Here is a 20184-nt window from a genome sequence, read left to right as displayed (position 1 = left end):
CCATTACCGGGCAGGATTGCCGGGGGTTGGTTTGCCGGGAGGCTGTTATCCTGGTCAGAGACTGGCCGCCAGGTCGGACCAGGCCTATGAGAAGGGGGATTTTCCGTGAGTAATCGTGATGTCTGGATCGGGACCGGAATCGTGGTCAAAGTCGCCAGAAAGGTTCACAAAGAACCGGTGCTGGATGCTGAGCGGGAGTACTTGAACTCGATGCTGAAGCACCGGGCTGGTGAAGTCCTAGAAGATGCGGGACAACGATTGGTCGAGCGTTTTAAGGCATACCCTAGAGGGGAGTGATTACCCCTCGTTGAGGTACTGCACCTGGTGGGCCTCCGTCGGTAATGGAACCTCCCATTTGAACAGCATGCGCCGTATCGCTTCGTTGCTCAGGCTCGTATCCCGCTTGCCATTCCTACGGTAAATCTCCTTCTCCGGCATTTCCAAGTACATGATCTCTGCCTTCGCGCTGTAGGCGTACAGCAGGTCCAGTGTCTTCTTGCGCATCTGGGCTGAAAGGTGCGTTGAGTTCCACACGAAGGACCTTTTTTCTCGCAGAAGAGCCTTCGCCTGGTCGATCGCGTAATGCGCGGCCGCGCCTTCATTGTCACCATGCCGCAACCCCAAGGCCTCGCGTGCATCGTCGAATGAGACGACAGGGAGGTCTGGGTAATGTTTCGCTACCCAGGTGTTTTTCCCGCTGGCGGGCATCCCAGACATCACTATGACGCGAGATCCAGCTGGCTCGTGCAATGCGTAATCTGGGTGTACGCGAGTGCCTCGGAAGTACTGGACCCTGGTGTAGTCGTCCGCAAATGGGCGGGGACCGTAAAGGCAGCCTTCCTCCTCGGCAAGCTCTCGAAAGAGTTCAATTTCGTCGAGAACCCCCGACTTCCCTACGTAAGTTCGCCCCTCCATGTCAGCCTGCGCGACAGCGCATAACATCCACACTGGCAGCTCCCAGGAAAGCTTGTGTAGAACGTATTCCGGCGTTTGCCCGCTTCTGTTCCCCGACAATGCGAAGAACGGCAACTGGTGGACGGAAATGATCCTGCAGATCTGCTCCCGGATGGCCATCGGCACGCCAGCTCTCCAGAGAAGAAGGCGCGCATCGACCGCACCGCGGCGGGAATGGCCTGGCTGACCAATGCGCCCGGTTTGCGGATCGATAACTGTCGTGTCCGGCTTCGATATGTCGTGCAGCAGCGCGGCGAAGAAGAGCACAAATCGCTGCTCATCTGTCGCCTGCTGATAGGCCTTTTGCTCGAGTAAAGCGTCCACGACCATGCAGGTATGGGTCCAGACATCACCCTCCGGGTGCCAGTACGGATCCTGCGGTGTATCGGCCAACCGCGACAGTGAAGGTATGGCCTCGAGGCACGCCTTCCTGTCGATGTTTTGGCCAGGCGCTGGGATCAGGCTGTTAAGTTGTCGAATGTCCATGTCACATGTTCTCCCTCAGTAGCCAGAGCGCAACCCAGCCCAATCCATGGAGAGACGGGGGGAGTAAATGTCTGCCCCCTGTGCCAGTAGGTTTGGGATGAATGGTTGCGTAGCGTGGTGTTGATCAACATCCAGAATCGCCTGAACGAAGTCCTGACGAACCCACTTCAGCCGGCCGGTTGTTTCGTTCTCGTCCTCGAGCTTCAAGTACAGGCCTTCCATCAAGGTTGACTTGTCGCATTGGCGCCAAGACCGCTCCAGATCTAGCCCTTCGCGACGCACTGTTGCTTCGAAGGCTGCATGCCAGGTTTCCGATTTGGCTTTCGAAATCCGGACAAGCTCAAGCAGGTCCTTGAGTCTCTTCGGTGCTGGGCCTTCATAAAGAACTGGCACAGACAGAATAGGGCCGTCCTGGAGGAGCTGGCGCCTGGCTGGAGTCGACAGAAAGATGCATTTGGATCGATCCCAAACGTCAAACTCGCAGAAGAAGTGCGGGAGACGGTCGTAGAACACCGAATGTTTCTTGTGCAGCCACTCTCCGTAGAGAACAAATCTGTCCTCCAGTCGCTCGATTAGCCAATCCTCATGGGCGACTGCCCATTGCTTGAAGAGGTTGAACTGCCGCTCCCGGCCGCCGCCAGTGAGGTAGTGACCGCGGGACTGGAGCATTAGCTCGCCGGCGGCCGAGAAGCTAATGCCGGCATTGGCGCCATCCAGCTTCTCTTCTACTACCAGCCACTGGTCGATCAAGGACGCATAGCGGACCTGATCAGCATCGGAATCGCCTTGCTGCAGGCGAGATCCCTCCAGGTGCGGAGTGCGGGGGTACTTCTGAAGCTCAACGTTTTGCGCATAGGCGCAGAAATCCACGTTCATGGGTTTTCTCCTTAGAAATAGGGAAAACCGACGACAGGACTATGGCGAGCTGTATGTGGGAAGCAGCCGCGCAGGTGCGCGGGCAGCCATCAAGCACGATGGACCGTCGTCGGTATCAGGCGAGTTGGCTGGTGCAGGGCACTTCGTTCACCACTGAAAGATAGGGGGATGGAAATAAGGCGCGCATTCAACATCGAGCCTGACCAGCTGTCAAGCTCCTCCAGGACTGCTTACTGGCTGTCTCTTGATTGCAACGTGTCGATCTGCACCTCTGTCGGGAGCAGATTGCCGCCAGAACGGAAAGGGTAGGTGTGATTCTGCTCCTACCTTCCGCGGAAGGGTTGTCCGTTGAAGAGGTAACACGTTTGGCATCTCAGGCCATCGAGCTGTCGAACCAGAGTGAGTAACACCTCAGCACAAAGGAAGATGCGTAATGCTTGGTCAAGTGAAGATGGCAGCTGCCATCATTTTCTCTATGGGTGTCGGTGTCGCGCAGGCTGCTGTCGACCTGGACAAGATCTGTATGCTCAAGGACAAAGGCTACGAGGCGGGGGAGGTTGTAATCCTCTCCGAGGACTTCAAGAAGTATGGTGCCGAGGGCATGGTCTGTAGCACGGTCAATGGGGAGGGCGTGTGGCTGATGCTCGCCGATCGCTCAATCGAAAGCGTGAAGCAGAGCCTGAAACAGGCAGACCAGCAGGCGAATTAGCCGCAGCAAGTGATGATGGCCTAGCCTAAAGGGATAGGTCATCACGAGCCCGAGTTGCAGTTGTGAGTGGCATGCGAGAATGATCACCATCAAGTACAGCTGCAGGTGAGCCGACCCCGCTATGGATGACATAAAAACCGCTGCTAAGCGCCGATTCGAACGTGCTGTTCAAGGTGCGAACTGGCAGGCGCAGGTACAGGGCGATCCCACCAATACGGTTGCTTTCTGGCTCTATTCCGTAAACCCGGTCCAAGGGGCGCGTCTCATCGTGCAGCTTTCCGTTGAAGGCTACCGAGAAGCATGCAGTCCAGCAGGATTTCCTCGTGAGCCAGGTATTACGCCAGCGGACGTGCTCGGTGGCTTTCTCGGCGAGTACGACCTGATCGAGGATCTGCAGTCTCGGCTTGAGAAGCACAAGGAGCTCGCGGCGGCTTTGCTGTACTACGCGAGCTCAACCCAGACATGGGGCATTCTGCCCCCGCTTGGAGATGTGCCGGGAATTCATATGGTGATTAGCGACTGGTCCACTGTATCCAGCGGCCGGGTCTTTCGTCCCTGCGCTAAAATTTCTCCGTCGGTGCTATCCCCGGAAATCCTGGCAGATGTGCTTGGGGATATGATCGATATTCATTTGTTGAAGAATCCAAGCGAGTACCCAGTTCTGCCTAAGTTGTCGAGTACAGGAAGCTGATATAGCATGGGATCTCTTCTCTTTCGTGCATGCGCGCGATAGAGCAATAGCTGTTCGCAGCACTCTGGCCAGCCGGCCTTAACCCACAGGGGCGTCCTCCCTTGTGGGTAGGCGCCTCTCTCAATCGGAGACGCCTAAATGACTTTCTTCCCTCGCGCAATTCTTCTACTGCATCGCCTTCACTGGGTGACTTTCGTTTAACCGAAAATGTCCGCCCATAGGAGGGCTTATGAGCAAGATTTGGGGTCATATGAATGCTGCCGAGCGCCTGGCATCGAAGATCGATTACCTCGCATACAACTATGGTGAAGAGCATCTGCTCACCGTGGCTGCACGCCGGGGCGATCTCGATGCCTTCACCAATGCCGGCGCTTACATCACTCAGGATATGGATATTTCCGTAACGTCCATCATCGACAAGCACCATGCAGAGCAACGCTTCTCCAAAGACCTTCTGTTGGCCGCGTCAGCAATGCGTGAGGTAGGGGCAGACCGCACCGCGGATCTACTCGCCAAGGCGCTTGTTGAGCCGGAGCTGGTCGAAGAGGCAATGCAGGCTCTTCAGCGAGACGCTGAGGGCCTTCAGACGGCTGATGATAGTGATGAAATCCCCTGGGGCGCTCCTAGCGAAAAGGCCCAGGAAGTCGCCATCAGGATGCACTACCGCCTGAAGCGTTCGCGCTAACTCACACAACGGCCGTCCGGCCACACAACCCATGGGGGTGTCCTCCCCTGTGGGAAGGCGCCTCCGATACCTGGAGGCTTAAAATGGCACTTATTCACGTGATGTGGGATTTGGCCCACGACCTGAGAGAGGCCGAAATCGCTATTCTGCCGTCTGCTCTATCGAATCACGGGCAGCAGGCTGCAGCGGACCTATGTGGAAACTTGGCCGCGTCCCTGGACTCAGCGCAGTTTACTGACCAGTTCCTTTGGGACCGTATTGCCTTGGGGGCTGCTCAAATGATCTGCCCTCTGAACGGTGATGGTCTTGGCGCTCTTATTGAGACCGCACTGGACGAAGCTGGCAAGGTCGAGGTGCTGGAGAGCCTGCGAAAGCGGTTCAACGCGATTCGACTGCACCTGGTGATGTCCCAATTCGACGTAGACAACAATGTCGTTCAAGCAGTTATGGCTCACCTGAAGTCAGCGGATGGTGGGTTTAACATTCCTGAGGAGCGATTCTCGAGACTGGACACCATGGTGCAAGAGCGCCTTAGCCAGATTGGTAAGGCGGTTCGAGGTGTAGCGCCTGAGTCCAAGATCAAATACCTGCTTGCTCATGGGGTAAGGCCTGGAGCAATCCTGTCCATCCTTACGGGTAGCAGCTGACCAACACTGAAGCCCCCTTCTCGAGAAGGGGGCTTTTTACTTTCTGGCTAGAGCATTGGCGTCTTACGAATCGCCATGATCTGGCCATCCTGGTTGACGTTGGACTTCCCTTCCAGGTATCCAACCCTCACCAGCTGACTCAGGGCTTGACGCATTTGCACATGAGAGGGTGTTTGGTTCTCTTCGGAACTGCCCCGCCAATCTTCGTCCAGGGCGCCGAAGTCATCTGGAAGGGTGTTGAGATTGCTCTCAATCTCGTCGAGGTTGATGCTGGAGTTAACCTTTGCAAATAGGAACAGCCTGGATTTCGGAGGGAGGTATGTGCCACCCCAAGTAGAAGAGCGCTCCAGATAGTCGAAGCGCTTGCACCATTCGGCCCGACTAGTAGCACGACTGTGCTCTTCATCCTTGCGAAGGTAGGGCTCGTCCATCAGCAGCGTTGCCTTGGTTTCAGGGTCGTACCATGCAGAGAGGTGATCCGCTCCCGGCGGCTGCACAGGCTCGAAGTACTTGGTGCCGTTGAACTCTTGCCGAACCTTCGGGAGACGGTTCTTGAGGTAGTCTGGCCTGAGGCCGGTGGCCTCGATCACCATCAACTCCCGTAAGGCTTGAACAAGCCAGTACCGCGCCATGTAACGATTCGAGGCAATCTCAGAGCAGAACAGCCCACCGTCAAATACCTCGAAACTGGCGATCCTTGCAGCCTTCAGGCGCATTGCTACGACCCCTTCAGCTGTCCAGGGCAGGGGGTACTTTAAAACCTCGGTGCCCTTAGCTGAGTCATCACGCCAGCGACAACGAAGAGTCAGTGCCTTCATCACTTCGGGCAGGGTGCGTTGAGCGTGGGTGAAGTTTGCGAAGCCGGCGTTTTCAGCTGCCAGATTCAAGGCGTCTGTTTGCGTGAGTTGGGATGATGCTTTCCGCAGCTTGGAGGCGGCCGCCTTAAGGGCGGAAATGGAGCGAGGGGTGAAAAAGGAAGTGCGCATTGATCTAGTCCTCAGGGCCAGTGCTCGTCGTCCGCTACCTCGCAGCCCAAAGGGCAAAACATGCTTGAGGGTATACACGCAGCGCACCTAGTGCTTCGCTGTAGCGGACGGCAGGCCCCTGCTCGGACCGTTTTTTATCCTGCCCCAGTGGTTGATTCATGGCAAGTCCCGGCCAGATCGGAATTGATGCGCTAACCGCCCCACCGCGGGTGCCCAATTGCCAGCTTGCAGTTTCCCGATGCATGCAATCATTCCCGGTAACTACTCAGCTGCGCTGCCAATGGCAGGGAAAGGGCAATCGTGTTTGGAACAAAGCGTCACCACAGAAAGTACTTCCTGAATGGCGTCTGGCGAATCCTGATGGCCCTGCTGGCTGTTGTAGCGGTCCTGGCGATTTTCAACCTGATTGGTTTCTGGTCGCAGACCTGGGGCTTGGTGTACTGGGGCGACCCTGACGGTTTTATCCGGTCGGACTCATACCTAGGCCGAGCGCTCGGGCTCTCGGCGTTAGGGTTTTTCCAAGTCGTTCTTTCCCTGATCATTGCTGCTATAGCGGGCTTTGTTCTGGCTCTTCTCTACTGCGCAGTGCTCCGCATCGGCGGAATGAAGGGATAGGGAGGCGAGATGGCCTGCGTCAGCTTCATCCATCCCTATGACCCGAACCGGTCAACGATTCTCGAAGAGCTGGACGCCATGGACTGGCAGTTCAGTCAGTTGGCCCGCCTGCTAACCGAAATTGAAAAAACGCCCGACGCCTACGGAAGAGATATTTCTGTTAGGGAGGCACGTAGACGTTTGGACACCCTATTACAACGCTCTTATAGAGCCAATCAAATCGCCCGTGGCTTACGGGTTCCAAAAGCAAACTGACTGGATAAATTGATCCGAGGGAACAGTATGCGAATCATCCATCGTGGCCATGAACTCAATCAGAAGCAGCTGGATGCAATCCTGCCTGTGCTGCAGGACAGCATGAATGGCCGATACCGCGTGAAGAAGAAGCTGGAAGCCGCAATTGACCAGGCTCTTGAGGCGGCAGGATGCCCTTTGCCGGCCGGGACTGGTGATACGGCACCTATTCTTGCCGCCGAGTTGGCACCTGCCAACTGATACCGGGAGCCTCAGCATGTCCGTGACCCTATGTGACTGCCCCTTCTGTGGCAGCGACCGTATCGGTATCCACTTCAAGAAAGCAGCCAGAAAGTCAGGCTTCCAAGCCATGTGCCTGCAGTGCAGAGTCGGGCAAACGCACACGTTCTATCCATCCATAGAGCGTGCAGCTGAGGCATGGAATACGCGAGCCTTTCCACGGCCTGAGGACCACGGTATTGCCATTCCGGCGGGTGTGGGGGCGAGTGGTGATACATCACAGGATCTTGTGCCCTGTACTGGCATTCCCAAGGGCTGGGGAGTCTATGCCGAAGGGGACCAAATATTCCTCGTGAAGGTGGGAGAGCACGGTGGGGCGTGCTGGACAGTGTCTTACCAAAAGGGCAGCGGTCTGTATGTCGAAGAGGCCGCAGCACAGTTCCTGGAGTGCGTACTCGCTTCCGCGGTGCCGATCGCCGCTACCAGCGGTTCCGTTGCTTAGGATCCAATGAAAAGGCCTGGTAACGTACTCCGTCACCAGGCCTCATGACGTTTCTCAGAAGCGCTGCTCAAGCAAGCTCGCTGGCGCATCTGCGATCATCCTGATCAACTCTTGCGGAATTCCCGACGCAACAGCTTCTTGGCGAGCTTCCTTGACTATCAGGGACGTGAGCGTCGTAGTCACCCCTCCCATCAGAACGGCAGCAACACCGAGGAATTTGGCGGCTGTCAGGAGTAGCGGTTCTATTTCTGAGTTGTCAGCCCCAGTAAGGAGCCGGATCAGAAACGAGCCTCCAAGGAAAACCAGTATCGCAAGTACTGCATGCCTGTAAGCGCTTGCGTGGCGTGCCCTTGCCAGGGCGTAAAGAAACAATGCCCGCTGCTGGCTTTCCGGCAAGCTGTCGATGCTTTCGGGAGTTGGGTAATTCACAGTTCACTCGGTGTATCGAAGAGGGTGAGGGGCCAGTGGAGGCTGTTGCTACACGCTATTGGGAAGGCTGAATGCAGCCCATAGGTAGTCGCGACCCTTGGGTGTGACGCAGTACTCCAGATCGATTAGCCCGAGGTTTTGGCAAATCGTCTTAGACGTTTGGCCTTGGTAGAGGCCGCTGGCGCATTTGAGCACGCCCTGCCTGACAACGTCCCGCTTGCTCATGTCGCCAAAGCTGGCTTGGCCGTAGGCCTTGTCCAGCTCCGAGTCAGAAACGATTTCGACTTCCTGCATCAGAAGATCCTTCGCCCAGGGGAAATGAGGTTCAAGCTTGGCAAACTGGTCGCCGCTGTAGCGACAGGTGCCATTTGGTGTTGGTGGCTCGCGCTTCCTTTGCCATCCGGTATTGGCCACCTGCCACAGACCAGTAGCCAGAGGCGACTTGGGCTGGCTCTCGCTCGAACCAATACCACCGACCGTTGTAATCCTGTCCAAGCCATCCTGCCCAGTGAGGAGCCTCGCTCCAGTTGGGGGCGACTTTGGGATCGACGTCGGTGAGGAATTTACGAACTGTCGCCAGAACGCTGTGTTGCAGCTCGTTCGCCGATGGGGTGTCGTGCCCTACATACTTTGAAGCAAGGTCCACAAACCGGCCATCGTCGACACCAGAGGTGGTAACGTCGAAAGCATCTGCAAGGTCTTTTAGTAGCTCTACAGCTTGGGTACTCATGACAGGCCCTTGAGTCGGCATTGCTGGTGCGCCGAGGAGCAGGCACCAGCTCATCTGATGATGTGCTAATGGTCCCATGGGCCAGGTAATGCGCAACCCAGTATTCGCCCCCAGATCATGCCCCGTTAGGGCTGCAGCCAGAAGTTGAGATGTGGGTACACCTGGCCTGGGCGTCTGTCAGCGCCGCTTGTGCGGCAAAACCCAGCGTGCGCAAGTCCGTTCACGCCGTAATGCCGGCCTGCGCTGAGCATCAACCGGGTAAGCGAACCTTCACCGTTGAAGCACCAGTCCTCGATGATCAACTCTTCCGGTATGCCGGCGGCTTTCCCTGCGGCCCACGACCAGGCTGTGGCTTCCGACTCGGAAACCTGCAGGACAATTTCCCACTCACGAGATCCAGGGGGTATACCTTCCTGCTCCATCTGTTCGAACATTTCTTTGGTGCCTATCTCGACATCGTCGTTCATCAGATGACGGAACCGGGTAGGTACAATCGCGACATGCCCGGCCTCGTGGAGGAGGTTGCAGGCCTTGGCGCCAGCAAGGTGATGCAGTGCACCAGCAACCACCCGCACGTCTTCCAGGAAGCCTGCACCTTCAAGGGAGTCGACCTGAACCAGCTCAATGCCGATGCCACTGAGAAACGCGATCGCCCTGGCTGTGGGGGCAGTCGGCTCTAAATTCCTCGAAGCGTTTGCGCTCATTTCTTCCTCATGATCAAAGGCGTTGCCCAGTCGGCCTTGGCTCTGTTCGTGCGGGGAGCATTGGCTCGATCAGCCCGCTGATGTCCCGATACGACCAGAAATCATACGCGAGGCCATCAAGCTCATCGCTTTCTGCCTGCAAAGGTCCTTCGTCACCGAAAATCGGGGCTTCCGCCTTGATATAGGCACCTTTCAAATGTGGAGCTTCGCGAATGGCCCACCCCTGCTCAAGCAAGGGTTGTCCCGCGGCAGTCCACCGGATGCAAATCTCGATGGTGCCAATCGCGGTTGCAATCCGGCCAATAAGTGTGCCGGTCGCATAGTCATTTCGGGGATCGCCCTCCCACCGGCATTTACTTACCTGGCATTCCACTGACAAGGTGGGAGGGATCAGCTCGGCAGAAGAAGTGAGATCAAGCTGTTCGCTGACTGCAGTGAGAAGAAGTGACATTGTGACATTCCTTGGGGATGCCCCATTGTCTCTTGGCCCCTGGATCTGCAACTGAAAAACAGAGCATTAGCCCGCAAAGGGCGCTGCTGTAGTGGGCGTCGGCCCTTGCCTAGTAGTGCGGAGCTCGGGCAATATTTGAGCTTCTACCGACCCTGAATGATCAGGGAGTGGATTAGCTGGTCACCAGCACTCACCGCGCCACCTGGCGCTCATCAACCCTTGCGGGGCTTTGTCCCTACAAGGGGCAAGCTCCGTCCTCTAGGAGCTTCAAATGTCCAATTCCAACCTGGTCAGTCTCTTCGACATTCTGAACGTTGCCCATGACTTAACCCTTTGCGGTGATGATGTGAGCAACTGGGTGCATGAGTTCGGTTCCGAACCCAGCACCTTCCGACTGGACACTATCGATCGCCTCTACCGCTTCGAAGACCAACTCGTTGCGCTGGACCAAGATGGTGTTTGCTGCGCAGATACCGTCACCGGCGAAACAATCTCGCTGAAGGCGGAACTCAAGCGGCCAGTCACACCAGAAGACGTACTGAAAGCGATGCAGGCAAGTCCGAAACCTGATTGATCACCACTGGAGTGGTGAAACACTTCCAGTCCAACACCCTGCCGGGCCAGCCCGCGGGGTTGGCTCGGTTCAACCTGAGGATGATGAATCATGAGTAAGCCAACGAACGCCGGTATCGTGAATCTCAAGTTCCAGCATGAAAACGGCAAAGGGTGGGCCCAGGTCCCCCACAGTCTGATCTGGGAGCTGGGGATCCAGAACGATATTTCCACCAAGAGCTTTGTCGACGAGCAGCATGTCTACTTGGCTGTCGGCGATGACCTGGATCTGCTGTATGGGCCGATGCGTGATAAGGGGCTGAGCCTGTGGCTTCTTGATGACCCCAATGCCTGCATAAGCTCAATCTGTGCCAAGCAGCAGTACTCTCCCGCATTCTTGCCGAAGCCACAGCACACCGTGGATCTGGCAGTAAGCGTGGAGTTTGAGGTTAGAGATGGAAGTGGGTCCACACGGACCGTCCAGGACAGCTTTAACTGGAACATCCCCTCTGACAGCTGCCGCCTGGCCGTGGCTGAGCGGATCGAGGATGAGGTTAGCCGGCAATCCAGGTTTGGATGGCTCCAAGGCAAAACCCTCAAGAGTACACGCGTCACCAACTCGACCCGCTACATGCAGGATGGCCGCTACCTGGAGTTCCCGGTAGTAGCTGTGCCCTGATCTAGTTCAAGAAGGGGCCACCCCTTCAATCAACCCCCTGCCGGGACTCCATCCCGCAGGGTGGAGCTCGGCATAGACACTGAGGATCTCTCAATGACCAATGCTGCAGCTGCAACTATCGAAGCACTCGTTATCACAACCTTGGCCGGCCTCGAGCTTCATCTGAAGCCTGTACCCATGGCTATCCAGCCGAGCGACTCCCCCGAAAACTGGCTTAAGTTCCAAGGGGCGCATATTGCTGGTGGCAGTCTGGACGAAGCCGTGCAGAACAAAGTGCAAGCCTTCATGCGGCGTCACAAAACCGAAGCGCTGTTCGACGGCGAGAGAAATCTCACGCTCGCCGGCAGCGGTTTGGCGATCTGCTACCCCGATATGTTCCACGTTGAAGGGGAGGGTGTCACCGGGACGTCTGAAAATGTTTCCAGCGAAACGCCAATGTCCCACGTAATCAAGCTTGATGGGGAGTTCCTCATCAAGGGCGATGAGGTGTCGATCCGAGTGTTCTGGTTCAATCTGAATGGTCGCAACTTCAGCGATCGTCGGCAGCCTTTCAATCCTGATCTCACCTACGAGAATTATCTTCAGATGGTCGAGCACGACTGGAAGTGTGATCTAAAGGCTGGGGGAGTATTAACCCTCCACCAGGTGGGCTCGGCAGAAGTGCTGGAGACCCACACTATTCAGCGCTAAAAAACGAACCCCGGCTCTTGGTTATCCAAGGCCGGGGTTTTGTTTTTGGGAGTGCAGCGCTTGGGAACGCCTAGGGCTCGGCGGCTACGGTAACGGTGCGGGAGCGCTTCTCACGTTGCGTTCTGCCACCAGGCGGTCCCAAAAGCCGTTGACCTTCTCCTCGTGCCACTCTGGCGGAGCATCAGCGTTTAGGTCACCCCCCTTGGCGACAAACCAGTCTGCATAGGCCCAGCCAGCTGCATATCTGTCAGTGCAGTCGTCTGGTACAGGCAAAGTCAAAAACCTTGTGCCGGGACTCGCAGAGGAGGTGATCTTCTCAGCTGATGAGGTTGTGCCGGTCATGATCCAAATCCTGTACTGGGGGAATCAAATGCAATTTCGCATGTTTACGATACATGCAAGCAGGATTGATTTTTGCACCTTTGATCGGTGAGCGTGAGTGGATAACTGCCCCTGTTATGGGGTCGATTACGATGCTGCTCTCATTCGAACACCCTAATAATCGCTGGGTAAATGTCCGTTTACTTGTGAGGGTGGAAGCGATGCAGAGAGCCATGGTTCTGAAAGACGCTGCTGAAGAGGGCGGTGGTGGCCGAATCGATTTGCGTGCGCAGCCTTGGAAGGCCCTTTCAGTGCGGCAGCCCTGGGCGGCGATGATCATCTACCTGAACAAAGATATCGAGAATCGGACACGGCATACGAAGTTCCGCGGCCGATTTCTCATCCATGCGTCGCAAACGATGACGAGGAATTATTGGCTGGAAGCCATCCACTTTGCGCATAACGCGTGTGGTGTCCCGGTCGATAAGCTCAAATCCATCTGTGATTATGATCGTCTCCAGCTTGGAGGCTTTATCGGCTCTGTCGAGCTTGTAGACTCGCTCGACGCAAGTGAATCTCCCTGGTACATGGGCGAAAAGGGTTTCTTGCTTCGCGACCCGAAACCAGTCCCCTTCGTTCGATACTCAGGAAAGCTCGGCTTCTTCGATGTGCCCCAGGAACTCTTCCCGAAAGGCCTCTGAAACCCCGGTACCAGCAGGAAAAAGTAAAACCCCGGCTTGCGGCCGGGGTTTCTCTTTGTTCGATGAGATTGCGCCAGCAGTCAGCTCAGCCAGGCCGTCTTGATCAAGCTGATGAGCACCTTGGCATTGGCTGCCATGTGCAGGGCTACTGGCAGAAGGAGGCCTCCACTGGCAATTCGCGCCAGGCCGAGTACCACGCCCACGAAGAAGATAGCCACGAAGCTTGAGGTGTTTTCGTAGTTGAAGTGGGTGACAGAGAAAATGCCGGCGGATGCAAAAATCGCCAGCATGGCAGCTCTGGTGCTTCTCTCCATGTTTGGAGCCCGGAGCAGGAATCCGCGAAAGATCAGTTCCTCCATCAAGGGGGCCAGTATCACGCTCCCTATGAAGACCGGTAGGAGCATACCTGTCGAAACAAAAACCTGATCTCGCGCCATGGATGTCTCGGCTCCCTCGCCAAGAGTGCTCTTGAGGGCGACGCCCAAATAGTCGATCACTACCAGGGCTAGAACGCCCACCAAGAAGTGATTGCTCTTGAACGTGCCAAGGCGTGGCATCCCTCCCAATGTGCGCTCCAGCGCAAGCCAGGCGCCAACTGCGGCCATCAACGTCAAAGACTGCGAGGTGATCTGAAGCATGCGGATGCTCCAGTCGCTGAACATGCCCACTAAGAAATGGGAGATCAGGTTGAAGAACCACAGCAGAGATAGCCCAGTGAGGACCACGATCACATGGAAGCTGATGCTGTCCCTTTGGACATTGGCGGTGGAGAGCATGACGGTCCTTGAGGTTTGCGAAGGGTGGGCGTCGTTGGCCGCGATTGTTCGGCTTGAGCCAACGTTCTCAAGCGTCACATGTGGCCGTCAAACTGCAAGGGCCTACATAGGAGCGGGCGCCGCCCTCTGCGGCTATTCGACTGCTCTGGATCGACGTTGAATGTCCTTCACTATTTCGAGGCGAGGGTCATCGACCCTCTGCAGCTGGGCAAGTGCCACCATGGAGAACCGGACGGTTATTCTCCAGGGGCTGTCGCTTACCTCGAACTGTTCAATGATCTGGAAACGGCCGGAAACGACGCCAGTGTCGAGGTGCAGCTGTTCTTGGGAGAGGCTTGCCACCACGTCTATCAATGCTTCGAACTCTTCTTCAGAGCCTGGGAAAAGTACGTACGTGTTCATCGCCTTGATCGGCTCCAAGAAATAGCGGCCGAAGCCGCTAAAGGTCGGATCATACAGTGCTGAGTGGGAGAGGGTCCGTCATCGCTGGTCGGATTTTAGTGACCTCGCAACGTCACTCTGTCGATCGGACAGCCTCTCTAACAATTGTTCCGACAGGCAGGCTAAATGTCCGCTTGGCCGCTTGAATGCGAGGCTTATCATCGCAAGTATCCAGCACTCCAGGATAAGCAGATGAGTAACGCTGCAGAACCTGTTCTCGCTCCTCAGGAGTCAACCAGCAAGCCAACAATTGAGTGTCCCAGTCACTCATGCAGTAGCTGGTGAGATCCTGGCGCTCAATCTCAGCGAAGAACTCGGTCTCGGCCGACGTCTCCCCGCTTGGGGTGTAGAGCCAGAGCTGTCCATGTTGAAGTCCTTCCAGCTTTCCTTCAATTCCAATGAGTGCATCAAGCCCTTGGCCACGAACACCAGGGGTGAGCCCTCCCGCAAACCAGTAGCTCTCCGTTTCGCTACTTTCCTCTTTGCCCTTGGCTACCTTGGCATCAAGCGAAAGGGTTCCGTGGCTGGTGCCCCAGCTGTACGGTGAAACGTTGGGCCTCAGCGGATCCGCAGCGGCTTCCAGGGCAAATTTCTTCGTCCACAGGCTCAGATTCAGGCTTGAACCAATCATCCGACGATCTGCCACGTGAACCAATCGGCTCACCTGATGATTGGGGTGTGCGTAGCGGGAAAGTTCTTTCCGTTTAAAGTCTTCTTTGAAAGCCCCGTCCTCAAGCAGCGAGTAGATAGCATCGCTCGCGAGATAGTCGCTTACGCAGATGGCTCGGATGTTCTCGCGCGAGCCCTGCTTGTGGTGCACCAGGCCGATCGGCAGTGCTAGTCCGATATGAGGGACGCTGCCGTGCGACCCTTTGGCTTGCCTGCGCTTAATCAGGTATTCCTCTGCAAATTCACGCACACGCTGTTCGTTCGAGGCGAGATCACGGAGGAAGAAAAATCCCTTCTCGCAGGCCAGGAACAGGTCCTGCTTCTGCTTGTGGCTGGAGAACCCGCTATAGGTCGAAAGCCAGGGTGCCTCATTGCATGAGGAGACGATCTCATGCTCCGCCGCATCGAAAGCCGGGAGGCGCTCCCAGGATCGGCTCATCTCAGTGACAGTCCGTTTGCCCAGGCGCAGCACAATACGGTGCAGCCAGACATGGGGTGTTAAGCGGTCATCACGTTCCTCGGCTTTTGGCTCGACGTAAGCGACCAGGCGAGCGCGGCCGGTGACACACAGGCGGACAAGTGCGTACCCCTCTGCATCGAGATAGGCATTGATTCGCTCGAGCTGGGTAGCCTTGCCATGCTCGAGGAGGTAGACGACATCCAGCACTTCATTCCAGTCCGAAGACCCTTCGTCTCCCAGCGACGGGAGTGCTTTGCCGCGGTTGGCCGATCGCCACAGCCGAATAGCGTGATTGAGCGTCTCCGGTGCGCTCTCAGCTGCGCAGATACCATTGCTAACGATGGCTTGCAGCATGCGTTCGCGAGCAGGTTTTTCCGCTTCACGCTCCGCGTTCAGCCAGGCCAAGGCACGTTTAAAGAGACGGAGGTAGGCGACATTCTCGATCCGAGAGAACCGATCGTGAATGTAGAAGTGGAGCTGCTCCGGCTCTATAGCATCAAGCACCAGGTAGGGGACAGGCAGCGAGTTATCGAAGCCCTCGTTACTGCGACGGTAACCGCGAGGATAGGCCTTCACCTTGCGGGCTTTTTTGTTGATCGTCACGTCCAGTTCGACAGCCGTACCCTTGTCTCCCTTGAAGGCAATCAGAACCCCTGACTCGCCTTCGTACTGGGCAGAAAACTGGACTCCACCAGGGCAAGCACCTTCGTTTGAGACGATATCCTTCCATACCCCAAAGACGCGGGCGCCACTGGTGAGATAGCGGTTTCGGCTGCGCAGCCAGTCCATGACAGGAGCGGGGCGGTCGGCGCCGGCAAGCAGGGTGGCTTCATCGTCGTCAGAGATGAAGCGCATGTGCTTCTCTTGGAAGTCCATCGACACGAAGTTCAGACTCTCACCGCCGGCGTAGAAGTTACCGAAAAGCTTCTCGCGATGGTCGAGGCCGCAAAGCAGGATCAGCAGGCGCTTGTAATGAAGCGCATGCCGTTCATGCTGAGTGAGGGAGGACGTGTACCGGAGGCTCTCGAAGGTGATTGCAGAGCCATCTACGCCTCGAAAAATCTTGTCGGTCTCATCCTTGGTGGGGAAGAGGCGTGCAGCCTCAAGGTGGCTCTCTACCGGCGAGCTGACGTAGAAGATGTTCTCGCCATCGCGAACCAGAAGGAACACCTTCTTGTTTTCCATGTTCTCCAGAGCGCTTTCCAGCGGGGAGGCGTCTTTGTAGGACACATGGCGGCGGGTGGCTGCCATGCAGAGCACACAGCGAGGAGCCAGGAACACTTGGTCGACGAGGGCAGGTTCCTTGCCGAGCAAGGAGAGGAAGCGGTTAATCGAGTTGTGATCGGTGCTGTCGTTGACGTCGAGGAACACTGCCAACTCTTCTGTCATGACCAGCTTTCGCTGGACGATGGTAAGAGGTTGGTCCTCGGAAGCGCTTCTGCCGCTTGCAACGCGGTGAACGTACACATCCTTCCCAAGATAAAGATCCAGGGACTGGAGGCCATCGCTGATCCGCTTGACCTGTTCCTGCATTTCCCTAGCGCGAGCCATGGGAATCTCGACCTGTTCGGTGTAGTAGGGCGCCATCGCAGAAAATGCGGCTGAAAGCTTCTGTGTTGCTTTCTTCAGCCATTCGGCCTTGATGCTGACAATGTCTCTCTGGTGGTCTGCCTGGCCACGAAGTTGGATCATGCTCGCTTCGGTGACGCCGCGCGCGATAGCTGTGCCCAGGGTGAGTGGCGGGAGCCCGTCGGTCAAAGCGGGGAGGGTAGTTGGTTCGTCTTCGCCACGCTCTTTCCTGCGCTCAGCCAGGCCTTCTGAAATGATCTGAGCTAGGCGGGCTGGGTTGGTTTGCACATCCTGGATATCGGCCTGCATCTCATTGATTCGAGACATGGCCTCCTGCTGCTCCTGGGCACGTTTAGCTTGCGCCTCTTCGACGCTTACTTGCTCGAAGCTTCCCAGGAAGTCTTTCAGAAGGAAGGCGTGCGTAGTGAGCTCCCAGCCCTTGTGCTTGACCTTGCGCTTGTCCTGATGGCCGTAGTGGCGTGGATGTGCGCGAAGCTTGATGGTGTGCGGGAGGTTGTCGACATAGGCGACATCCGAGATCGCCAAGATTTCACCGAGTGGGATCAGTTCATCAGGCAGATCTACAGTTGCCCGGACGTACTGCCCGGCATCGATGGTCTGAACGCGGTTGATCCGTTCGAACTTCGGCTCTTCGTGTTCGTCGGCGAGAATCAGGTCGGACATGTGGGCCTCAATCTTTGGCGGCGCTTGTTCAGATCCTGCCCTGTGGGCAAGAGATGCATTCAGGCTCTCACGGGACTCCCATTTTGCAAGTGGCCAAGTCACCGCTGCGAGTACCTGTAGGCGATCGATATAAGGAGCATGCTGGCTGAGCCCAAACATGCAATTTTGGGGACCTGAACGCAGGCTGCAGCTCTACTTAGCGGGTTTCTCCAGGGATTTCAGGAGGGTATGAACGATTGCATTGGCGCTGCTCATCTCCAGCCAAATGAGTGCGTCCAATTCAGACGGCCTAACGCCGAGCCCATGGCTGAACTGGATGAACTGCTCCTCAAGAGCTAGATAGTGGCGTTCCACGGTGAGGCCAGGGCTGAAGAACCGCCCTAGCTGTCCAGCTCGCAGCACATGGATGTCGAGGATGGCCACGTCGTCGGCGTCGAGCCAGTTGCGGGCAATCCAGGATGCTGTCTTGTAGCCGATCCCTGGTAGCTCGAGCAGCCAGTTTCGAAGTGCCTTTCCGCTTGAGCAGGGTGGCCCCTCCACGTCTGCAGCTGACAAAGCAGCGGACAGGTATCTCGCCTTCTGGGCAGCGAATCTGTAGCGCACCTGCCGGCCATCCACCTGCAGGGGCTCTTTCAGCCAGTTCTGCAGCGTCTGCTCATCAGGTGGCATGCCATGAAACGCACCTTTCTGCCTGACATGATGAAACGCAGCGACGCCAATTCTGGCGGGGATTCCGTGCCCACCAAGTAGGCAGGCGCCAATTTCCTCTTTGAGGGTGGCCCCAAGCTTGTAGTTGACAGTGATGCCCAAGATACGACGGCATAGGATCTGATAGGCCCAATAGGCGGGAGAGGGGAACCCTTCCACTGGGCCCCATAAAACACCTGGCACAACCTCTTCAGTTGCGCCGGGTAGATCGATTGATATGGTCACCTTATCCAGGAGCACAGCCGCTGATTGTCTGGAAGGTGCACCTGTGGGTTCGTGACTAAGGAAAATGTTGTCTTCAGACATACGGGCTCAGAGTCGAGTGAGGTGCGAGCCTCTATTCAACACTCTGAGCCGGTATAACGGACGATCGGTTGAGCCCCCAGACAGGGCTTATTGGCTGGCTAATTCGCCAGCCCTGTACGTCAATGTGAAACTGTGCCCCTGACAACCGCAGGCACGCTCTCGATCGTGCGAATAACCATCCTGCCCGCCTGGGTAGGCTGGTCGTTCACCGGCGTGACGACCACAGTCACCACGGCCGCAACCGACCATGCTCCTTCTAGATCCTTTGCCCGGTAGGACACTGAGGTGGTGCCATTCCAGTCCAGTGCCGGCGTAAACAGAAGGCGGTCGCCCTGGATCGATGCTGAGCCGCTAGCGGCTGGAGGAGAAGTGACCATTTCAAAGACGAATGTCTGGAGGCTATCAATGTCAGTGGCTTTCAGCGTCACCGCTCCAAGTGTGTCCTCAGGCATGGTAAGCGTCAGCGATTCCGCAGCTGGTGGGTCATTCACTGGTGTGACTGTAATTGTGATCGTTGCTGGCCCTGACCAGGCTCCAGCATCATCCTTAGCTCGGTAAACAATGGTCGTAGTCCCAAACCAGTCTACTGGTGGCGTGTAAGTCAGAAGGGAGCCCGACACGGATGCGAAGCCCGACGCTGGTTGTTCGACGATTTCAAATGTGAAAATCGAGCTGTCCACATCAGCCGCGGTCAAGGTGAGCTTTCCTACTGAGTCCTCTGCAAGAATGAGCGAGCGAGGAGACACGTCTGGTGGGTCATTCACAGGTCGAACTGTAATGGTGACTACAGCTGGTGCGGACCATGCACCACTTGTGTCTTGAGCTCGATAGGTGAGAGAGGTGCTGCCGTTCCAGTTTGCTGCAGGTGTAAAAGTCAGGGTCGCCCCAGAAATTACCGCAGATCCATGCGAAACATTTGGGGATGTGACGATTTGGAAAACAACAGGCACAGGTGAGTCGACATCAGTAGCAGAAAGGGTGATTGATCCGGAAGTATCTTCGTCAATCGACAGAGTTTTTGCTTGAGACACGGGCGCATCATTTACTGGTGTGACGGTCACCGTTATGGTCGCAATATTCGAATCCGCACCGTCTGAGTCTGTTGCTTTGTATGTGAGCGTGGTCGTCCCATTCCAGTTTGTGGCCGGCGTAAATGTAAGAGTCTTCCCTGAGACATAAGCAGTCCCGTGAGCAGGGTTAGAGGAGATGATCGTAAAAGTGTGAGTGTCTCCTGCGTCTGGATCAGCAGCCGAAAGCTGTATTGACGTGGGAGTGTCCTCAGGTGTTGTGAGGGATGTGCTAGATACCGTTGGTGCAGTATTCAAGTCAACGACGCAGAGTTCATAGGCGTCAACGCTATAACCTTGTCCGCTGAATTTTGTTCTGTAGCTACCGCGCTGATAAGTCGTTCCGGCATAGCTGACGGTGCTTGCGCTTGAGTTGCTAAAGACGTTGTTGTTCAGCGTCCAAACCCACTTTTTGTTGCCACTGCTGTAGTAAACGGCGGTACCGCCTTGGCTCATGTTGCCACTGTAGTAACAGGTGGAGCCTGCCCCCATTGCTATTGGTGAGCATAGCGTTCCTAAAGTAAGTACTACAGCAGCGGCCGCTGCCCGCTGCCCGCTGCCCGCTGCCCGCTGCCCGCTGCCCGCATTATACGTGAACAATTATACGTGAAAATACCTTGTA

General features: G+C 56.3%; 26 protein-coding genes. 13 read left to right on the top strand and 13 right to left on the bottom strand.

Annotated features, from left to right (window positions below; translation table 11 throughout):
* The first annotated feature begins 105 nt into the window (after window positions 1-105).
* The gene (locus A9513_RS35745; protein ID WP_141678499.1) at window positions 106-297 is read left to right on the top strand and encodes a hypothetical protein; all 192 of its coding nucleotides are present in this window, start codon (window positions 106-108) and stop codon (window positions 295-297) included.
* On the opposite strand, the gene A9513_RS23675 is transcribed toward A9513_RS35745, so the two are convergent.
* Both A9513_RS23675 and A9513_RS23670 read right to left on the bottom strand, forming a co-directional pair.
* Window positions 298-1440 (bottom strand): AAA family ATPase, encoded by a 1143-nt coding sequence (locus A9513_RS23675; protein WP_065085741.1) that lies wholly within the window; start codon window positions 1438-1440, stop codon window positions 298-300.
* 15 nt (window positions 1441-1455) lie between these two features.
* Window positions 1456-2316, bottom strand: coding sequence for an RNA ligase family protein (locus A9513_RS23670; RefSeq protein ID WP_065085740.1), 861 nt, complete (start codon window positions 2314-2316; stop codon window positions 1456-1458).
* A 433-nt stretch (window positions 2317-2749) separates the two neighbouring features.
* Between A9513_RS23670 and A9513_RS23665 the strand changes: the two genes are divergently transcribed.
* From A9513_RS23665 to A9513_RS23650, 4 genes are all read left to right on the top strand, one after another.
* Window positions 2750-3025: a hypothetical protein gene (locus tag A9513_RS23665; RefSeq protein ID WP_065085739.1), complete on the top strand. Its 276-nt coding sequence runs from the start codon at window positions 2750-2752 to the stop codon at window positions 3023-3025.
* A 121-nt stretch (window positions 3026-3146) separates the two neighbouring features.
* Complete coding sequence (locus A9513_RS23660; RefSeq protein WP_065085738.1) at window positions 3147-3716, top strand: hypothetical protein; 570 nt, start codon at window positions 3147-3149, stop codon at window positions 3714-3716.
* A 229-nt stretch (window positions 3717-3945) separates the two neighbouring features.
* Complete coding sequence (locus A9513_RS23655; RefSeq protein ID WP_065085737.1) at window positions 3946-4401, top strand: hypothetical protein; 456 nt, start codon at window positions 3946-3948, stop codon at window positions 4399-4401.
* A gap of 83 nt (window positions 4402-4484) precedes the next feature.
* Window positions 4485-5048 (top strand): hypothetical protein, encoded by a 564-nt coding sequence (locus A9513_RS23650; protein WP_065085736.1) that lies wholly within the window; start codon window positions 4485-4487, stop codon window positions 5046-5048.
* 47 nt (window positions 5049-5095) lie between these two features.
* On the opposite strand, the gene A9513_RS23645 is transcribed toward A9513_RS23650, so the two are convergent.
* A complete protein-coding gene (locus A9513_RS23645; protein WP_065085735.1) occupies window positions 5096-6034 on the bottom strand; it encodes a hypothetical protein in 939 nt (312 codons plus the stop codon).
* A 360-nt stretch (window positions 6035-6394) separates the two neighbouring features.
* Here A9513_RS23645 and A9513_RS23640 point away from each other — a divergent pair, with 360 nt between their 5' ends.
* Genes A9513_RS23640 through A9513_RS36790 form a run of 4 tightly spaced genes read left to right on the top strand, consistent with a single transcriptional unit; the run spans window position 6395 to window position 7625 of the window.
* Window positions 6395-6649, top strand: a complete 255-nt coding sequence (locus A9513_RS23640; protein ID WP_141678498.1) for a hypothetical protein — start codon at window positions 6395-6397, stop codon at window positions 6647-6649.
* A gap of 9 nt (window positions 6650-6658) precedes the next feature.
* Window positions 6659-6904: a hypothetical protein gene (locus A9513_RS35740; RefSeq protein ID WP_141678497.1), complete on the top strand. Its 246-nt coding sequence runs from the start codon at window positions 6659-6661 to the stop codon at window positions 6902-6904.
* A 27-nt stretch (window positions 6905-6931) separates the two neighbouring features.
* On the top strand, window positions 6932-7144 hold the full coding sequence (locus tag A9513_RS35735) for a hypothetical protein (RefSeq protein ID WP_141678496.1): 213 nt from the start codon (window positions 6932-6934) through the stop codon (window positions 7142-7144).
* A 16-nt stretch (window positions 7145-7160) separates the two neighbouring features.
* Window positions 7161-7625, top strand: coding sequence for a Lar family restriction alleviation protein (locus A9513_RS36790; RefSeq protein WP_141678495.1), 465 nt, complete (start codon window positions 7161-7163; stop codon window positions 7623-7625).
* Between the two features lie 54 nt (window positions 7626-7679).
* Here the strand turns inward: A9513_RS36790 and A9513_RS23630 are convergent, their stop codons facing one another.
* The 5 genes from A9513_RS23630 to A9513_RS23615 form a co-directional block, all read right to left on the bottom strand.
* Window positions 7680-8054, bottom strand: coding sequence for a hypothetical protein (locus A9513_RS23630; RefSeq protein WP_065085732.1), 375 nt, complete (start codon window positions 8052-8054; stop codon window positions 7680-7682).
* Window positions 8055-8102: 48 nt separating this feature from the next.
* On the bottom strand, window positions 8103-8348 hold the full coding sequence (locus A9513_RS23625; protein ID WP_065085731.1) for a hypothetical protein: 246 nt from the start codon (window positions 8346-8348) through the stop codon (window positions 8103-8105).
* A gap of 31 nt (window positions 8349-8379) precedes the next feature.
* Window positions 8380-8784, bottom strand: coding sequence for a hypothetical protein (locus A9513_RS35725; protein WP_141678494.1), 405 nt, complete (start codon window positions 8782-8784; stop codon window positions 8380-8382).
* 125 nt (window positions 8785-8909) lie between these two features.
* Window positions 8910-9488, bottom strand: a complete 579-nt coding sequence (locus A9513_RS23620) for a hypothetical protein (RefSeq protein ID WP_065085730.1) — start codon at window positions 9486-9488, stop codon at window positions 8910-8912.
* Between the two features lie 13 nt (window positions 9489-9501).
* Window positions 9502-9939, bottom strand: a complete 438-nt coding sequence (locus A9513_RS23615; RefSeq protein ID WP_065085729.1) for a hypothetical protein — start codon at window positions 9937-9939, stop codon at window positions 9502-9504.
* A gap of 271 nt (window positions 9940-10210) precedes the next feature.
* On the opposite strand from A9513_RS23615, the gene A9513_RS23610 reads away from it, so the two are divergent.
* From A9513_RS23610 to A9513_RS36610, 4 genes are all read left to right on the top strand, one after another.
* Entirely contained in the window at window positions 10211-10513 is a 303-nt protein-coding gene (locus A9513_RS23610) for a hypothetical protein (protein WP_065085728.1), read from the top strand.
* Window positions 10514-10603: 90 nt separating this feature from the next.
* On the top strand, window positions 10604-11170 hold the full coding sequence (locus A9513_RS23605) for a hypothetical protein (RefSeq protein ID WP_065085727.1): 567 nt from the start codon (window positions 10604-10606) through the stop codon (window positions 11168-11170).
* Between the two features lie 93 nt (window positions 11171-11263).
* Window positions 11264-11860 (top strand): hypothetical protein, encoded by a 597-nt coding sequence (locus A9513_RS23600; protein ID WP_065085726.1) that lies wholly within the window; start codon window positions 11264-11266, stop codon window positions 11858-11860.
* Between the two features lie 395 nt (window positions 11861-12255).
* Entirely contained in the window at window positions 12256-12882 is a 627-nt protein-coding gene (locus A9513_RS36610; RefSeq protein ID WP_232925244.1) for a hypothetical protein, read from the top strand.
* 80 nt (window positions 12883-12962) lie between these two features.
* On the opposite strand, the gene A9513_RS23590 is transcribed toward A9513_RS36610, so the two are convergent.
* From A9513_RS23590 to A9513_RS35175, 5 genes are all read right to left on the bottom strand, one after another.
* Window positions 12963-13658: a CPBP family intramembrane glutamic endopeptidase gene (locus A9513_RS23590; RefSeq protein ID WP_065085725.1), complete on the bottom strand. Its 696-nt coding sequence runs from the start codon at window positions 13656-13658 to the stop codon at window positions 12963-12965.
* 132 nt (window positions 13659-13790) lie between these two features.
* Entirely contained in the window at window positions 13791-14060 is a 270-nt protein-coding gene (locus A9513_RS23585; RefSeq protein ID WP_065085724.1) for a hypothetical protein, read from the bottom strand.
* 112 nt (window positions 14061-14172) lie between these two features.
* Window positions 14173-17481, bottom strand: coding sequence for a hypothetical protein (locus A9513_RS23580; RefSeq protein WP_065085723.1), 3309 nt, complete (start codon window positions 17479-17481; stop codon window positions 14173-14175).
* 192 nt (window positions 17482-17673) lie between these two features.
* On the bottom strand, window positions 17674-18495 hold the full coding sequence (locus A9513_RS23575; RefSeq protein ID WP_176707276.1) for an 8-oxoguanine DNA glycosylase: 822 nt from the start codon (window positions 18493-18495) through the stop codon (window positions 17674-17676).
* A 119-nt stretch (window positions 18496-18614) separates the two neighbouring features.
* Entirely contained in the window at window positions 18615-20018 is a 1404-nt protein-coding gene (locus tag A9513_RS35175; protein ID WP_176707275.1) for an Ig-like domain-containing protein, read from the bottom strand.
* Window positions 20019-20184 lie beyond the last annotated feature (166 nt).

Origin of the sequence: Pseudomonas sp. AU12215 (assembly GCF_001675465.2) — a bacterium.
Classification (GTDB): Bacteria; Pseudomonadota; Gammaproteobacteria; order Pseudomonadales; family Pseudomonadaceae; genus Pseudomonas; species Pseudomonas nitroreducens.
The sequence above is the reverse complement of the archived record's forward strand: the minus strand, read 5'-3'. Positions and strand labels throughout refer to the sequence as shown.

What these genes read in the sequence shown, in the direction of transcription:
- A9513_RS23675 (WP_065085741.1), bottom strand. Translation starts at nt 1,440, where the DNA reads ATGGACATTCGACAACTTAACAGCCTGATCCCAGCGCCTGGCCAAAAC.
- A9513_RS23670 (WP_065085740.1), bottom strand. Translation starts at nt 2,316, where the DNA reads ATGAACGTGGATTTCTGCGCCTATGCGCAAAACGTTGAGCTTCAGAAG.
- A9513_RS23665 (WP_065085739.1), top strand. Translation starts at nt 2,750, where the DNA reads ATGCTTGGTCAAGTGAAGATGGCAGCTGCCATCATTTTCTCTATGGGT.
- A9513_RS23660 (WP_065085738.1), top strand. Translation starts at nt 3,147, where the DNA reads ATGGATGACATAAAAACCGCTGCTAAGCGCCGATTCGAACGTGCTGTT.
- A9513_RS23655 (WP_065085737.1), top strand. Translation starts at nt 3,946, where the DNA reads ATGAGCAAGATTTGGGGTCATATGAATGCTGCCGAGCGCCTGGCATCG.
- A9513_RS23650 (WP_065085736.1), top strand. Translation starts at nt 4,485, where the DNA reads ATGGCACTTATTCACGTGATGTGGGATTTGGCCCACGACCTGAGAGAG.
- A9513_RS23645 (WP_065085735.1), bottom strand. Translation starts at nt 6,034, where the DNA reads ATGCGCACTTCCTTTTTCACCCCTCGCTCCATTTCCGCCCTTAAGGCG.
- A9513_RS23640 (WP_141678498.1), top strand. Translation starts at nt 6,395, where the DNA reads ATGGCCCTGCTGGCTGTTGTAGCGGTCCTGGCGATTTTCAACCTGATT.
- A9513_RS35740 (WP_141678497.1), top strand. Translation starts at nt 6,659, where the DNA reads ATGGCCTGCGTCAGCTTCATCCATCCCTATGACCCGAACCGGTCAACG.
- A9513_RS35735 (WP_141678496.1), top strand. Translation starts at nt 6,932, where the DNA reads ATGCGAATCATCCATCGTGGCCATGAACTCAATCAGAAGCAGCTGGAT.
- A9513_RS36790 (WP_141678495.1), top strand. Translation starts at nt 7,161, where the DNA reads ATGTCCGTGACCCTATGTGACTGCCCCTTCTGTGGCAGCGACCGTATC.
- A9513_RS23625 (WP_065085731.1), bottom strand. Translation starts at nt 8,348, where the DNA reads ATGCAGGAAGTCGAAATCGTTTCTGACTCGGAGCTGGACAAGGCCTAC.
- A9513_RS35725 (WP_141678494.1), bottom strand. Translation starts at nt 8,784, where the DNA reads ATGAGTACCCAAGCTGTAGAGCTACTAAAAGACCTTGCAGATGCTTTC.
- A9513_RS23620 (WP_065085730.1), bottom strand. Translation starts at nt 9,488, where the DNA reads ATGAGCGCAAACGCTTCGAGGAATTTAGAGCCGACTGCCCCCACAGCC.
- A9513_RS23615 (WP_065085729.1), bottom strand. Translation starts at nt 9,939, where the DNA reads ATGTCACTTCTTCTCACTGCAGTCAGCGAACAGCTTGATCTCACTTCT.
- A9513_RS23610 (WP_065085728.1), top strand. Translation starts at nt 10,211, where the DNA reads ATGTCCAATTCCAACCTGGTCAGTCTCTTCGACATTCTGAACGTTGCC.
- A9513_RS23605 (WP_065085727.1), top strand. Translation starts at nt 10,604, where the DNA reads ATGAGTAAGCCAACGAACGCCGGTATCGTGAATCTCAAGTTCCAGCAT.
- A9513_RS23600 (WP_065085726.1), top strand. Translation starts at nt 11,264, where the DNA reads ATGACCAATGCTGCAGCTGCAACTATCGAAGCACTCGTTATCACAACC.
- A9513_RS36610 (WP_232925244.1), top strand. Translation starts at nt 12,256, where the DNA reads ATGCAAGCAGGATTGATTTTTGCACCTTTGATCGGTGAGCGTGAGTGG.
- A9513_RS23590 (WP_065085725.1), bottom strand. Translation starts at nt 13,658, where the DNA reads ATGCTCTCCACCGCCAATGTCCAAAGGGACAGCATCAGCTTCCATGTG.
- A9513_RS23585 (WP_065085724.1), bottom strand. Translation starts at nt 14,060, where the DNA reads ATGAACACGTACGTACTTTTCCCAGGCTCTGAAGAAGAGTTCGAAGCA.
- A9513_RS23580 (WP_065085723.1), bottom strand. Translation starts at nt 17,481, where the DNA reads ATGTCCGACCTGATTCTCGCCGACGAACACGAAGAGCCGAAGTTCGAA.
- A9513_RS23575 (WP_176707276.1), bottom strand. Translation starts at nt 18,495, where the DNA reads ATGTCTGAAGACAACATTTTCCTTAGTCACGAACCCACAGGTGCACCT.
- A9513_RS35175 (WP_176707275.1), bottom strand. Translation starts at nt 20,018, where the DNA reads ATGAGCCAAGGCGGTACCGCCGTTTACTACAGCAGTGGCAACAAAAAG.